The 14,957-nt window shown below is 66.4% G+C and carries 11 protein-coding genes and 1 other RNA gene; 8 read left to right on the top strand and 4 right to left on the bottom strand.

The window, feature by feature from the left end; genetic code table 11:
* Positions 1-173 precede the first annotated feature (173 nt).
* The 4 genes from FHT09_RS06310 to FHT09_RS06325 all read right to left on the bottom strand — a co-directional run bounded on the left by FHT09_RS06310 (position 174) and on the right by FHT09_RS06325 (position 4,908).
* Positions 174-635: a bacteriohemerythrin gene (locus tag FHT09_RS06310; protein WP_104604871.1), complete on the bottom strand. Its 462-nt coding sequence runs from the start codon at positions 633-635 to the stop codon at positions 174-176.
* 182 nt (positions 636-817) lie between these two features.
* On the bottom strand, positions 818-2,116 hold the full coding sequence (locus tag FHT09_RS06315; RefSeq protein WP_181141224.1) for a diguanylate cyclase: 1,299 nt from the start codon (positions 2,114-2,116) through the stop codon (positions 818-820).
* A gap of 96 nt (positions 2,117-2,212) precedes the next feature.
* Complete coding sequence (locus tag FHT09_RS06320; protein WP_104604867.1) at positions 2,213-3,529, bottom strand: FAD-binding oxidoreductase; 1,317 nt, start codon at positions 3,527-3,529, stop codon at positions 2,213-2,215.
* Positions 3,529-4,908, bottom strand: coding sequence for a glutamine synthetase family protein (locus FHT09_RS06325; RefSeq protein ID WP_104604865.1), 1,380 nt, complete (start codon positions 4,906-4,908; stop codon positions 3,529-3,531). The genes FHT09_RS06320 and FHT09_RS06325 overlap by 1 nt, the downstream gene beginning before the upstream one ends.
* Positions 4,909-5,197: 289 nt before the next feature.
* On the opposite strand from FHT09_RS06325, the gene FHT09_RS06330 reads away from it, so the two are divergent.
* From FHT09_RS06330 to FHT09_RS06365, 8 genes are all read left to right on the top strand, one after another.
* The gene (locus tag FHT09_RS06330; protein ID WP_104604863.1) at positions 5,198-5,953 is read left to right on the top strand and encodes a gamma-glutamyl-gamma-aminobutyrate hydrolase family protein; all 756 of its coding nucleotides are present in this window, start codon (positions 5,198-5,200) and stop codon (positions 5,951-5,953) included.
* A 6-nt stretch (positions 5,954-5,959) separates the two neighbouring features.
* The gene (locus tag FHT09_RS06335; protein ID WP_104604861.1) at positions 5,960-7,345 is read left to right on the top strand and encodes a glutamine synthetase family protein; all 1,386 of its coding nucleotides are present in this window, start codon (positions 5,960-5,962) and stop codon (positions 7,343-7,345) included.
* A gap of 201 nt (positions 7,346-7,546) precedes the next feature.
* Positions 7,547-8,923 (top strand): aspartate aminotransferase family protein, encoded by a 1,377-nt coding sequence (locus FHT09_RS06340; RefSeq protein ID WP_104604918.1) that lies wholly within the window; start codon positions 7,547-7,549, stop codon positions 8,921-8,923.
* A gap of 212 nt (positions 8,924-9,135) precedes the next feature.
* A complete protein-coding gene (locus FHT09_RS06345; RefSeq protein ID WP_104604859.1) occupies positions 9,136-10,251 on the top strand; it encodes a polyamine ABC transporter substrate-binding protein in 1,116 nt (371 codons plus the stop codon).
* Between the two features lie 115 nt (positions 10,252-10,366).
* A non-coding RNA gene (locus FHT09_RS06350) (sX9 sRNA) lies at positions 10,367-10,439 on the top strand.
* A 147-nt stretch (positions 10,440-10,586) separates the two neighbouring features.
* Positions 10,587-11,789 carry an HlyD family secretion protein gene (locus FHT09_RS06355; RefSeq protein ID WP_104537053.1) on the top strand — a complete coding sequence of 401 codons (1,203 nt, stop codon included), beginning with the start codon at positions 10,587-10,589 and terminating at the stop codon, positions 11,787-11,789.
* Positions 11,786-13,372 (top strand): MDR family MFS transporter, encoded by a 1,587-nt coding sequence (locus tag FHT09_RS06360; protein WP_104604857.1) that lies wholly within the window; start codon positions 11,786-11,788, stop codon positions 13,370-13,372. The genes FHT09_RS06355 and FHT09_RS06360 overlap by 4 nt, the downstream gene beginning before the upstream one ends.
* Before the next feature lie 4 nt (positions 13,373-13,376).
* The gene (locus FHT09_RS06365) at positions 13,377-14,867 is read left to right on the top strand and encodes an efflux transporter outer membrane subunit (protein WP_181141223.1); all 1,491 of its coding nucleotides are present in this window, start codon (positions 13,377-13,379) and stop codon (positions 14,865-14,867) included.
* Positions 14,868-14,957 lie beyond the last annotated feature (90 nt).

The following is a 14,957-nucleotide window of genomic DNA, read 5'->3' on the forward strand; positions in this document are numbered from 1 at the left end:
GCGCGGAACGAGGTGCTCGGGCCACTGGTCGAGGTCGTGCGTGCATTGACGCACCGTCGTGTTGGCGGTGCCGCTCTGCCGATCCATGGGAACGTGCCTGCGCGATGGATCGCTACCGGCACCTACCGGCACTGCCTGTCGCGCGCAAGCACGCGCCTGCGCCGGCGTGAGCGCTAGCCGAACAGGCGCCTGAGCGTGCGTCCCAGCCAGTTGCCGTGCTGGTGGCTGCGCGCGAACTGGTCCAGATGCGCGATCACCTGCGGCGCATAGGCTTGGTCGTCGCCGCGGATGTGGTTGAACAACCAGCGCGAGAGCATGCTGCGGAGTTCGTCGCTGACGTCTTCGCCGGCCTGGAACCGCAGCCGGTAATCGCCGACGCGTTTGCCGAAGACCTCGTGCACGCGCTTGTGCGCCAGGCTGAATGGGTAGCCGGCTTCCTCCATCAGCTCTTCTTCGAAGGCAAAGTGCGACAGCGTGTAGTCGATCAATTCGTCGATCACCTCGGCCACTGCCAGGCGTTGCAGGCTGGCTTGCGCTGCATGCAGATGATTGATCATTTCCACGATGCGCCGGTGTTGGTGATCGATGACTTCGATCCCGGTGTTGAGGTCGTCCTGCCAGACCAGCAAAGCCATCGTTCGCCCTTGTTCCCTACGATGAGGGCACGATAGGCGCGCGCGCTCGCCAGCGCGTTGATCTGGATCAAATCCGGCCGCGGCGCGCGGGCGGTGTCCGCGCTGCTGGGCGATGCGGTGTTGCCGGCGATAGCGCCGGATCGGGCACGCTGCCAGCCGTGCAGCGCGCGAGCCTGCGGCAGTCAGTTGGCCAGACGTACCTGGTTGCGACCACCGGCCTTGGCCAGGTACAGATACTTGTCCGCTTCGCCCAGCAGATGGTGCAGCGACTGGCCGTCTTCGGTGGCGATGCACACGCCGATGCTCACCGTCATGCTGAGGGTTTCGTCGCCGATCCGCACGCGCAGCGCGCTGATGCGTTCGCGCAGGGTTTCGAAGTAACTGGCGGCGTTGTTGGCATCCAGCCCAGGGACCAGCAGGCAGAATTCTTCGCCGCCGAAACGTGCCACCAGATCCTGTGGCCGCGCGTGACTGGAGACCGATGCGGCCACTGCCCGCAGCGCCTGGTCGCCAGCTTCGTGGCCCCAGGTGTCGTTGATGTGCTTGAAATGGTCGATGTCCAGCATTGCCGCAGTGACCGTCTGGTCCTGCGACATCAAGGTCGGGATCACCCGCTGGCTTTGTTCGAGGAAATAGCGCCGGTTGGGCAGGCCGGTCAGGAAATCGCGAGTGGCCAGGTCCTGCAGCGTGCCAATCAATTCCAGCTGGTCCACATTCTGCGACACGCGGCAGAAGAACTCTTCGCGCGAAAACGGCTTGCGCAGGAAATCGTTGGCGCCATTCTTCAGGAAGCGCGGGATCAGCGACGAGTCGCTGTTGCCGGAGATGCCGATCACGGCGACCTTATCGCGCGAACGGACCGCACGCAGCCTGCGGGTGAATTCCACCCCTTCCATGCCGGGCATTTCCTGGTCGACGATGGTCAGGCGGATATCGGGATCGCGCTCGATCGCCTGCAGGCCGGCTGCACCGTCCGCTGCCAGCACCACGCGGTAGCCGTACATCGACAGCAACGCGGCCGCATAGGTGCGGGCGGACAGGGAATCGTCCACCACCAGCGCCGCGATGCGGCGGTTGCGCTCCAGGCGCTGCACCAGCCACGCCAGATATTCGATGCTGCCGGGCGCGTTCTTGAGGACGTAGTCGATGATCTGCTTCTGCAGCACGCGCTGGCGCAGATCCTCGTCGTAGACGCCGCTGACCACCACGGTGGGCAGTTTGCGCGAGAGGAAAAATTCCACGACCTTGTCGCGGTCGCCATCCACCAACACCAGGCCGGTCAGAACCAGAAACCAGCCGTCTTCTTCGTCGAGCACACGGGCGGCTTCTGCCAGGGTCGACACGACCGTGACCGGCAGCTCCACGCGTTGCTCGATGGCTTCGCGCAGCATGCTGGTGAAGGTGCGCGAATTCTCCACCAGCAACACGCGTTGCGGCAGGACTGCGCTTTCACTATTGCGATGTAGGGTACCTGGGGGCATCGGCTGGCCGTGCGGATCGAACCGTCCTACCCGCTAACGGCCCTGCTCGCCAAAACTTGAGCGCCGCGTCTCAACGTGTCCAAGACAGCAGTTGGTTCACCACAACGCATCGCGTAACCGGTACCAGCTCATCGCGGCCACCAGCAGCGGCGTGCGCAGCAGGCGCCCACCGGGGAAAGGCCGATGCCGAATGCGCGCGAACACATCCAGCCGTCGGCTCTGGCCGGCGATGGCCTCGGCGATGACCTGGCCTGCCAGGCCGGTGGCGGCGACGCCATGCCCGGAGAATCCCTGGGCGAAATAGACGTTGGACGCCAGCCGGCCCCAATGCGGGGCGCGATTGCGCGAGATGTCTACGTCGCCGCCCCACAGTGTTTCCAGCGGCACGTCGTGCAGCTGCGGGAAGACCGTGTGCATGCGTCGGGTCATCAGCCGATCCAGGCCGGGCGGCGGACGCGCGGAATAACTGGCGCGTCCGCCGAACAGCAGCCGGTGGTCGGCGCTGAGCCGGTAATAGTCCAGTGCCCGGTTGGTGTCGGCGACCGCCATGCCGTTGGCGATCAGCGCGCGCGCGCGGGCCTGGCCCAACGGCGGCGTCGCGCCGACATAGGTGCCGACCGGCATGATGCGGCGTTCCAGCGCTGTGGCAATGTCGTGCAGCAGGGCGTTTCCGGCGATCACGCCGAACTCGGCGCTGACGCTGCCCTGGTCGGTCTGCATCGTCACGCGCTCGCCGTGTTCCAGCCGGGTAACCGCCGAGCCCTCGTGGATGCGTACGCCTGCCGCCAGCGCTGCGCGTGCCAGGCCCAGTGCATAGGCCAGCGGATGCAGATGGCCGCTGGCCGGGTCGAACATCGCACCCAGGTAGAGCGGGCTGTCCAGCACCTGCCGCGTCTGCGCGCGGTCCCACCATTCCAACGGATAGTCGTAGCGCTCGGCCATGCGCACGATGCCGTGCTGCAGGGCCTGCACCTGGCGCGGTTTCAGTGGCACATGGGCGTGACCGTCGCGCCAGTCGCAGGCGATGGCGTGGCGTGCGATGCGCGCGCGCAGCAAGCGCATGCCGTCGCGCGAGAAGTCGAACAGCAGCCGCGCGTCGGCATCGCCGACCAGCGCTTCCAGGGTTTCCTGCTCGCAGCCGTAGCCGACGATGGCCTGGCCGCCATTGCGTCCGGAGGCGCCCCAGCCGACGCGCCTGGCTTCCAGCACGATGACCTTGTAGCCGGCCTCGGCCAGGGCAAGCGCGGCGGTGAGGCCGGTGTAGCCGGCGCCGAGGATGCAGACATCGGCACGTTGGGCGCCCTGCAGGTGTGGTTGCTCCGGCAAGGCCGGCGTGCTGCGGGCGTACCAGCTGTCGGGATAGCCATTGCCCCGCGGATCGGCAGGCCTTAGCCATGTGGCCGGGCCGTCCATCACACGATCCGCAGGTACCGGGCGTAGTCCAGATCCGGCACCAGCGCCTGGTAGTCGAGCAGCTCGCGTTGTTTCTGCCGTCCGAACACGTGCTGGAACTGGCTGCCGAACTGCGCGCCGACAAAGTCGCTGGCGCCGAATGCATCCACCGCGGCCTGCCAGGTACGCGGCCGGAAGACCGATTGCGCGTAGGCATTGCCGGTGACTGGCGCGCTGGGCTCGCCGGGATGTTGCAGGCCGTCCAGCAGGGCGGCGAGCATGGCAGCGGCGGCCAGGTACGGGTTGGCATCGGCGCCGGCGATGCGATGCTCGATGCGGGTATTGCGGGCATCGCTATGCGGGATACGCAGCGCCACGGTGCGGTTGTTGAAACCCCAGCTCGCATCCAACGGCACGAAGGCGTTGCTGACGAACCTGCGGTAACTGTTGGCGTGCGGCGCGAACAGCAGCAGCGAGGCATCGGCGTGCCGCTGCAGGCCGGCGATGGCATGGCGCAGGCGGTTGGCGGGTGCATCGACGCTGCCGGCAAATACATTGTGCCCGTCGATATCGAGCAGGCTCACGTGCAGGTGCAGGCCGCTGCCGGCCTGGCCGGGAAACGGCTTGGCCATGAAGCTTGCGAGCTTGCCCTGCTGTTGCGCGATCGCCTTGATGGTGCGCTTGAGCAGGATCGCCTCATCGCAGGCGGCCACTGCATCGGTGCGATGCTGCAGGTTGATTTCGAACTGGCCGGGCGCATACTCGGCCACGGCGGTGTCGGCCGGGATGCCTTGCAGGCGGCAGGCGGCAGTCACCGCATCGGTAAACGCACGCTGGTCGTCCAGGTCCTGCAGCGAATACACCTGGGTGCTGTCGCTGCGCTCACCGGTCTGCGGATCGCGCGGCGTCTGCGGGCGTCCTTGCGCATCGGGTACCGCATCGAACAGGTAGAACTCCAGTTCCACTGCAATGACCGGGGTCAGGCCGACTGCGGCAAAGCCGTGCAGCACGCGCTGCAATACCGCACGCGGTGCGACCTCGAACACGCCGCCGTCCGGCTGATGCATCGCCAGCAGCAGCTGCGCCATCGGCCGCGGTGCCCACGGCACGGGGCGCAGCGAACCTGCGATGGGCCGGCAGACGCGATCGGCATCGCCGATCGCATAGCCCAGCCCGGTTTCCTCGACGGTGTTGCCGGTGATGTCGGTGGCGATCAGTGACATCGGCAGGCACACGCCATCGCGATAGACCTTGCCCAGGACCTCGGCTGTCACCCGTTTGCCGCGCAGCACGCCATTGGTGTCGGGCAACAGCAGATCGACCGCTTCGCAGCCATCGATCCGCGCCAGCGTGGCGGCATCGGTGGCGGGCAAGCACGCGACGGAGTTCTCGGAAGCCATGGGCACCACCTGCAAGGTCGCCGCTCAGACTAGCAAAGCGCAGGTGATCTTTCGCGACGTGCGCCTGTCGCCCCTGGCAATGCTGGTGGCCGCACGGTAAGTTCGCAGGCATCCTCGATGCAGCCCATCGACCCATGGCGAACACACGCTGACGCGTCGTCGCGGTCGGAGGGATGCAGGTGACACGCAAGACGCCAGCAGCGCGCCGACAGGTGGCGCCCACACTGCCCACGCTTGGCCTGATGGCGAGCGCGCGCGTGATGCAGCAGCGTTCAACCGGGAGATCCGCATGGCTGTCGTTCCACTGGTCGGGTTGCCGACCGATCGCATCCAGCAAGGGCCGCATCCGTTTCTGGCCACCGGCGAGAAGTACATCCGCGCGGTGGTGGACGCGGCCGGCGCAATGCCGGTGCTGTTGCCGAGCCTGCAACCCACGCTGGATGCGCGCGCCTGGCTGGATCGCCTGGATGGCCTGTTGCTGACCGGTGCGGTGAGCAATGTCGAGCCGCATCACTACAGCGACGAGCCGAGCTGGGAGGGCAATCCGCACGACCCGGCGCGCGATGCCACCAGCCTGGGGCTGATTCCGCAGGCACTTGCGCGTGGCCTGCCGGTGCTGGCGATCTGCCGCGGGCTGCAGGAGGTCAACGTGGCGCTGGGCGGGCGCCTGCACCAACGCGTGCATGACGTGCCCGGCCTGGCCGATCACCGCGAAGACCGTGCCGCGCCGCTGGACACGCAGTACGGCCCGGCGCATCCGGTGCAGCTGCATCCCGGCGGCCTGCTGGCCGGCATGAGCGGCAGCGCGCAGGTCGCGGTGAACTCGCTGCACGGGCAGGGCATTGCGCGCCTGGCCGACGGCTTGGTGATCGAGGCCACTGCGCCGGATGGCCTGATCGAAGCCTTTCGCGGCTCCGGGCCGAGCTTTCTGCTCGCGGTGCAGTGGCATCCTGAGTGGCGTGTCACGCAGCATCCGTTTTACCGTGCCATCTTTCAGGCCTTCGGCGAGGCCTGTCGCCAGTATGCCGCCCGACGCGGTCAGTGAGGTTGCATGTCCATCCGCACACGTTCGCGCATCTCCAGGCCCAAACAGCCCGAGAGCGCGTTGCGCCGCTGGCTCAAGGAGCGCCACATCACCGAGGTCGAATGCCTGGTGCCGGACATCACCGGCAACGCACGGGGCAAGATCATCCCGGCGGACAAGTTCTCGCACGACTATGGCACCCGCCTGCCGGAAGGCATCTTCGCCACCACCGTCACCGGCGATGTCCCGGACGATTACGACGAGCTGACCTCGCCATCGGATTCGGACATGCATCTGCGCCCGGATGCGTCCACCGTGCGCATGGTGCCGTGGGCGGCCGACCCCACCGCGCAGGTCATCCACGATTGCTACACCAAGGACGGGCAACCGCATGAGCTTGCCCCGCGCAACGTGCTGCGGCGGGTGCTGGACGCGTACGCCGAGGCCAAGCTGCAACCGGTCGTGGCGCCGGAGCTGGAGTTCTTCCTGGTGCAGAAGAACACCGATCCGGACTTTCCGTTGCTGCCGCCGGCCGGGCGCTCGGGTCGCCCGGAGACTGCGCGGCAATCGTATTCGATCGATGCGGTCAACGAGTTCGACCCGATCCTGGACCTGATGTACGACTATTGCGATGCGATGGAACTGGACGTGGATACGCTGATCCATGAATCCGGCGCCGCGCAGCTGGAGGTCAACTTCACCCACGCCGACGCGCTTTCGCGCGCCGATCAGGTGTTCCTGTTCAAGCGCACCATGCGCGAGGCCGCGTTGCGGCACGGCGTGTATGCGACGTTTCTGGCCAAACCGATGGAGACCGAGCCGGGCAGCGCGATGCATATCCATCAAAGCCTGCTGCATGCCGGCACCGGCAAGAACGTGTTCAGCGGCAAACGCGAAGGCGGCTTCAGCGATACCTTCGCGCAGTATCTCGGTGGCTTGCAGAAATACATCCCGATGGCGATGGGATTGCTGGCGCCCAACGTCAATTCCTACCGGCGGCTGATGTTCGGCGAGGTGTCGCCGAGCAATGTGCTGTGGGGCTTCGACAATCGCACCTGCGGGCTGCGTGTGCCGATCGATGTACCGCAGAACATGCGGGTGGAAAGCCGCTTTGCGGGCTCCGATGCCAATCCATATCTGGCGATGGCGGCGACCCTGGCCTGCGGCTTGCTCGGCATCCGCGAGAGGCTCGAACCGACCGCGCCGATCAGCAGCAACGGCAAGCAGCAGGGCTACGGTCTGCCACGCTCGCTGGGCGAGGCGCTGGACGGACTGGAGGGCTGCGAGGCCTTGCAGGAGATGCTGGGGCGGCGCTTCGTGCGCGCCTACATTTCCGTCAAGCGCAAGGAATATGAGACGTTCTTCCGGGTGATCAGCTCGTGGGAGCGGGAGTTCCTGTTGTTGAATGTGTGAGGCGCGTGCGCTCCGCGCCGCTCGCCGCGCCGTTCCCTTCTTCCCTCGGGAGAAAGTGCCCGAAGGGCGGATGAGGGTACGTTATGCGGTAATGGTCGAGACCTGAGTGCATTGCAGGCGTCCGATGCGTTTCGCGCCAGCTGCTTTTTGCAGCGCCACTGCGCTCGCGCCACTGGCGTGAGCCACCTTCCGGAGCAAGCCGTGCACCCCACTGTGTTGAAGTCCTTGCAGCAACTCGATGCCGCCCATCACCTGCATCCGTTCAGCGACAACGCTGCATTGGCCGGCAAGGGCACGCGCATCCTGACCCGCGGGCAGGGCGTGTATGTCTGGGACGCGCAGGGCAACAAACTGCTGGATGCCTTCGGCGGGTTGTGGTGCGTGAATGTCGGCTACGGGCGCACCGAGCTGGCGCAGGCCGCGGCGCGGCAGATGGAACAGCTGGCCTACTACAACAGCTTTTTTCAGTGCACCACCGAACCCGCCATCCATCTGGCCGCCAAGCTGGCGGAGCTGACGCCGGGCGATCTGAACCATGCCTTCTTCGCCAACTCCGGGTCGGAGGCCAACGACACCATCCTGCGGCTGGTACGGCATTTCTGGGCGGTGCAGGGGCAGCCGCAGAAACGCATCTTCATCGGCCGCCACGATGGCTATCACGGCACCACCATGGCCGGTGCCAGCCTGGGTGGCATGCAAGGCATGCACCGGCAGGGTGGCTTGCCGATTCCGGATATTGACCATATCGCACCGCCGTATCACTTCGGCGATGGCGGGGAGATGGACCCCGAGGAGTACGGGCTGCTGGCGGCGCGTCGGCTCGAGGACAGGATTCTGCAACTCGGGCCGCAACACGTGGCGGCGTTTATCGGTGAACCGATCATGGGCGCGATCGGGGTGTACATCCCGTCGCACAGCTACTGGCCGGAAATCGAACGCATCTGCCGGCGCTACGACGTGCTGCTGGTGGCCGACGAGGTGATCTGCGGGTTCGGGCGTACCGGAGCCTGGTTCGGTGCGGATTATTTCGGCTTCCAGCCCGACGTGATGACGCTGGCCAAGGGCATCACCTCCGGCTACATCCCGTTGGCGGCGGCGATGTTCAACGATCGCGTGGCCGGGGTGCTCAAGGCGCAGGGCGGGGAGCTGGCGCATGGCGGCACCTATGCGGGGCATCCGGTCTGTGCGGCGGTGGCGCTGGAGAATCTGCGCCTGCTGCAGGACGAAGGCATCGTGGAAACCGCGCGCACCCGGATCGCACCGTATCTGGCGCAACGCTGGGCCGAGCTGGGCGAGCACCGGCTGGTCGGGGAGGCGCGTATCGCCGGCCTGGTCGGGGCACTGGAACTGGTGCCGGACAAGCGCCGGCGCGGGGTCTATTTCCCCGAACGCGGTCGGGTCGGCACCATGTGCCGCGATTTCGCGTTGCGGCGCGGGCTGATCCTGCGTGCCACTTACGATGCGATGCTGCTGTCGCCGCCGTTGATCATCACCTGCGAACAGGTCGACGAGCTGTTCGACAAGGCCTGGGCGGCGCTGGACGATACCGCGCAGGCGCTGGGCATCGGTGCGGCGTAGCCTTGCCAGTACACCTCAAGGGGCTTCCAGTCGCACGCGCACGTTTAAAGGCGGCTGGCATGCGCGATTCCGACAGCGGCCGCGCGCGCCTGCCGTGCGTACATGGATGGCGTCCGCCACGCCGCGCTGTGCAAACACAAACACCATGGGTAGGCTGGACCTTCGACCGGCCACACACCGGACGCCCTGATCGCGCTGCTCTGGAGACCCGCATGACGCTGCGACTGCTTGCCCTGACGCTGTCCACCACGTTGCTGGCCGCCTGCGGTGGCAGCAATGCACCCGGCAGTGCCGACGCGCAGGCAAAGGTGCTCAATGTCTACAACTATTCGGACTACATCGCCGAAGACACCATTCCCGCATTCGAAAAACGCACCGGCATCCAGGTCACCTACGACGTCTTCGACAGCGACGAGATGGTGGAAACCAAGCTGCTCGCCGGTGGCAGCGACTACGACGTGGTGGTGCCCACGCTCAGCTTCTTCGGCCGCCAGATCCAGGCCGGCGTGTTCCTGCCGCTGGACAAGAGCAAGATCCCCAATCTGGCCAATCTGGACCCGGACATCATGCGGCGCATCGCCGCGCAGGATCCGGGCAACGTTTATGGCGTGCCATACATGATCGGCACCACCGGCATCGGCTACAACGTGGACAAGCTCAAGGCCATCTTCGGCAGCACCGAGGTCGCCGACAGCTGGGATCTGGTGTTCAAGCCGGAAAACCTGTCCAAATTGCAGGACTGCGGCGTGACCATGCTGGATACGCCCTCGGATCTGATTCCCATTGCGCTCAATTATCTGGGCCTGGATCCGCACAGCAGCGTGCCGGCCGAGATCGAGAAGGCCGCCGCGCTGATCAAGACGATCCGCCCGTATGTGCAGAACTTTCATTCCAGCCAGTACGTGACCTCGCTGGCCAACGGCAACACCTGCCTGGCGGTGGGCTGGTCGGGCGACGTCATCCAGGCGCGCGACCGTGCGGTGGAAGCCGGCAACGGCATCAAGGTGGCGTATGCGATTCCGAAGGAGGGCGCGCCGCAGTGGTTCGACATGCTGGCCATTCCCAAGGACGCCAGACATCCCCACAACGCCTATGCCTTCATCAATTATCTGTTGAAGCCGGATGTCGCCGCGGCCAACAGCAACTTCATCCACTACGCCAACCCGGTGCGCACCGCCACGCCGCTGGTGGACGCGGCGATCCGCAACGACCCCACCATCTACCCGCCGCCGCAGGTGACCGCCAAGATGTTCACCTATGCGATCAATCCGCCCGAGGTGGATCGCCTGTATACGCGGCTGTGGACCGAGATCAAGACCGGTCGCTGACGGCCGCAGTTGTTCCTGCAGCCCTGTATGGTGCCTACCAGGCGCCCGCTCATAAGAGCGCCTAACAAGACTGCTGCGCAGCCGCCAGGGGCGCGCGGCCGGTGCCCGGATCGGCATGTCCCACTCGTACTCCGGTTCTGAGCGCGCCGTCTGCACCCCTGACGACTGCTCGCTAGGTGTTGGCAGCCGCTCTTCGTCATAGCGCACGCTGACTGCGGTCGTCACGCAATCTGTACCGGACGGTTCAAATAATTGTATGGTTGTGCCGCCTTCGCCGGGCCGCTGATGCGGCACGTCGTCGCGCGCGCCTCGCCCACGACACAGGACGCCTCACCTTGAGCAACCACGACCAGCAGTCCAACGACGGCCAGCCTTCGGGCACGGATGCGCAAGCCACCGGCGCGCACGACGAGCAGGAGCCGCCCAAGCCCTCGCCGTTGAAGAATCCCAAGGTCAAATGGACGCTGATCGTGATCGGGGTGCTGGTGCTGGTGCTGCTGGTGATCTGGCTGGCCTACTACCTGATCAAGGGCCGCTACATGCAGGACACCAACAATGCCTACCTGCAGGCCGATTCGGTGGCCGTGGCGCCGCGGGTCAGCGGCTACGTGACCAAGGTGATGGTGGGCGACAACCAGATCGTGGAAGCCGGCCAACCGCTGCTGCAGATCGATGGGCGCACCTATCAGGCGACCCTGCAGCAGGCCGAAGCCGCGATCGCCGCGCGCCAGGCCGATATCGCCGCGGCCACCGCCAATGTGTCCGGGCAGGAGTCGGCGCTGGTGCAGGCGCGCAGCCAGGTGACCTCGGCAGCGGCAAGCCTGAGGTTCGCTCAGGCCGAAGTGAAGCGCTTCGCCCCGTTGGCCGCCTCTGGCGCCGACACGCACGAGCATCAGGAAAGTCTGCAGCACGAACTGCAACGTGCACGTGCTCAGCACGAGGCCGCGCAGGCGCAGGCCAAGGGTGCGCAGAGCCAGATCCTGGCCAGCAACGCGCAGCTGGAACAGGCCCAGGCCGGCCTCAAGCAGGCCACCGCCGATGCCGACCAGGCCCGCGTGGCGGTGGAAGACACCCTGTTGACCAGCCGCATCCACGGCCGCGTCGGCGACAAGACGGTGCAGGTCGGTCAGTTCCTCGGGGCGGGTACCCGCACCATGACCATCGTGCCGCAGGAATCGCTTTACCTGATCGCCAATTTCAAGGAAACCCAGGTCGGCCTGATGCGTCCCGGCCAGCCGGCCGAGATCGAGGTCGATGCCTTGTCGGGCGTCAAGCTGCACGGCAAGGTCGAGAGCCTGTCGCCCGGTACCGGCTCGCAGTTCGCACTGTTGCCGCCGGAAAATGCCACCGGCAACTTCACCAAGGTGGTGCAGCGCGTGCCGGTGCGCATCCGCGTGCTGGCCGGCGACGAGGCGCGCAAGGTGCTGGTGCCGGGCATGTCGGTCGAGGTCACCGTGGACACGCGCTCGGCCAAGGACGCCAAGCAACGGGCCGAGGAGGAATCCGATCGCGTGCAGGCGCAGGAGCGCGCGCGATGACTGCAACGGCAGCCACCGGCCAGCGTGCCGGCGGCAGCGCGCAGCGCGAGAAGGCCGAGCCGGGCGCGTGGCTGGCGGTGCTGGCCGGCACCATCGGTTCGTTCATGGCGACGCTGGACATCTCCATCGTCAACGCGGCACTGCCCACGATCCAGGGCGAGGTCGGCGCCAGCGGCACGGAAGGCACCTGGATCTCCACCGCGTATCTGGTTGCCGAGATCATCATGATCCCGCTGACCGGCTGGTTCGTGCGCACGCTGGGCCTGCGCAATTTCCTGCTGATCTGCGCAGTGATGTTCACCGCCTTTTCGGTGGTGTGCGGGCTGTCCACCTCGTTGACGATGATGATCATCGGCCGCGTTGGGCAGGGTTTGGCGGGTGGCGCGCTGATTCCGACCGCGCTGACCATCGTCGCCACGCGCCTGCCGCCCAGTCAGCAGACCATGGGCACCGCGCTGTTCGGCATGACCGTGATCATGGGCCCGGTGATCGGCCCGTTGCTCGGCGGCTGGCTCACCGAAAATGTCAGCTGGCACTACGCGTTCTTCATCAACGTGCCGATCTGCGTGGGCCTGGTGGCCTTGCTGCTGCTTGGCCTCAAGCATGAAAAAGGCGATTGGGCCGGCCTGCTCAATGCCGACTGGCTGGGCATCTACGGTCTGACCGCCGGTCTGGGCGGACTCACCGTGGTGCTGGAAGAAGGCCAGCGCGAGCGCTGGTTCGAATCCAGCGAGATCAACACGCTGAGCGTGATCGCGCTGAGCGGGTTCATCGCATTGGTGATTTCGCAATTTCGTCGCCGCGCGCCGGTGATCCGGCTGTCGCTGCTGCTGCATCGCAGCTTCGGCGCGGTGTTCGTCATGATCATGGCGGTGGGCATGATCCTGTTCGGCGTCATGTACATGATCCCGCAGTTCCTGGCGGTGATCTCCGGCTACAACACCGAGCAGGCCGGCTATGTGCTGCTGCTGTCCGGGCTGCCGACCGTGCTGCTGATGCCGATGATGCCCAAGCTGCTGGATGTGGTGGACGTGCGCATCCTGGTGATCGCCGGGCTGATCTGTTTTGCTGCGGCGTGCTTCGTCAATCTGTCGCTGACCGCCGACACGGTCGGCACGCATTTCGTCGCCGGCCAGTTGTTGCAGGGCTGCGGCCTGGCGCTGGCGATGATGTCGTTGAACCAGGCGGCCATCTCCTCGGTACCGCCCGAATTGGCCGGCGATGCGTCAGGCCTGTTCAACGCCGGCCGCAACCTTGGCGGCTCGGTCGGGCTTGCGCTGATCTCCACCTTTCAGGAGCGCCGCATGACCTTCCACACCGAAACCATCGGCAGCGCGATCACTGCAAATTCCTCGCGCGCGCAGGATTTTCTGTCCGGCCTGACCATGCAGATGCAGGGCAGCGCCGGCGGCGAGGCGGCCATTCGCTCGGTCGCGCAGCTGGCGCGCCTGGTGCAGCAGCAGGCGCTGGTGATGACCTATAGCGATCTGTTCTGGATTTTCGGCGTGATCGTGGTCTGCACGATTCCGCTGGCCTTTTTGCTCAAGCCGTTACCCAAGGGGGCGCACCTTGCAATGCACTGATTCCATGCGCCCGATCCGCATGTCCCTGGCCGCGACACTGAGCGTGGTCCTGCTCGGCGGCTGCATGCTCGGCCCCAACTACACCAAGCCCCCGACAGTGGCCGACGCGGCGGTGCAGGCGTCGGCGTTGCATCGCGCAGCTGGCGCCGACGTGGTCGCCGCCGCGCCATTGAATCATTGGTGGGAGGAACTGCAGGATCCGACCCTCACCCGGCTGGTCACCCAGGCCCTGGCCGACAGTCCCAACCTGCGTGCGGCGCAGGCGCGGTTGCGCGCCAATCGCGCACTGGCCAGCCAGCGCCGTGCCGAGCGCCTGCCCAAGCTCAACGCCAGTGCGATGTATGCGTATGCCGAGCCGCCGCAGACCATCGTCGATACGCTGGGCGGCTTGCAGAACGGTCAGAATGGGCAGCCACCGGCACAGGGCAGCGAGGCGCTGGATCTGGAAAAGACCCAGATCTACAGCGCCGGTTTCGATGCCAGCTGGGAGCTGGATGTCTTCGGCCGCCGCCGTCGCGCCGCCGAAGGCGCCCTGGCACAGGCGCAGGCCTCGGAAGCCGAGCTGGCCGATGCGCAGGTGCAGCTGGCGGCCGAAGTGGGGCAGGTGTACCTCAACTACCGCGGCTTGCAGGCGCGGCTGGCAATTGCCGATGCAAATCTGGACAAGATCGGGCAGACCTTGCGCCTGACCCAGCAGCGCCGCGAACGTGGTGCGGCCTCGGACCTGCAGGTCGAACAGATCGCCACGCAAGTGCAGCAGCAACAGGCGCAGCGCCTGCCGCTGGAAATGCAGTTGCAGGAAGCGCTGGACCAGCTGGCGCTGATGGTGGGGCGCGAGCCTGGTGCGCTGGATGCGCAGTTGAGCGCGCCGCGGCCGTTGCCGATGCTGCCCGCGCAGGTGCGCGTGGACGATGCCGGCGCCTTGATCCGTCGCCGCCCCGATGTGCGCAAGGCCGAGCGCGAGCTGGCTGCCTCCAGCGCGCAGATCGGCGAGGCATTGAACGGGTATTTCCCGCAGGTGAGCCTGTTGGGCGGCCTGAGCTGGGTCGCCGGCTCGCCCAGCGATTTCAATTCCGACGCGTTGACCACACTGGCGGTGCCGATGCTGCGCTGGTCGATCTTCGACTTCGGCCGCACCAAGGCGCAGGTGGAGCAGGCACGTGCCGGCAACGCCGGCCGCGAGGCGGCGTACGAGGGGGCGGTGCTGGCTGCGTTGCAGGATGCCAATTCGGCATTGGCGCGCTTCGGCTCGGCGCGCAAGCAGCTGGTTGTGGCGCGCCAGGCCGAAGCCTCGGCGACGCGTTCGGCCGGGTTGATGCAACAACGGCGCGATGCCGGAGCCACCTCGTCGATCGATCTGCTCGACGTGCAACGCCAGCAACTGTCCGCGCAGGACGCCGCCGCGCAGGCGCAGGTGCAGTTGCTGGTGAATTACGTTGCGCTGCAGAAGAGCCTGGGTCTGGGATGGAGCGCGCCGGTGCAGCAGGCACGCTGATCGGTACCCGTCGCGGCGGGCGTCTGTGCCCCGGTCGCGGTAGGGTGTCTTCCTGCTGCAGACGCTGCGCTGCTGCGGGGCCTGTGCCGA

Origin of the sequence: Xanthomonas sp. CFBP 8152, assembly GCF_014199025.1 — a bacterium.
Classification (GTDB): domain Bacteria; phylum Pseudomonadota; class Gammaproteobacteria; order Xanthomonadales; family Xanthomonadaceae; genus Xanthomonas; species Xanthomonas arboricola_B.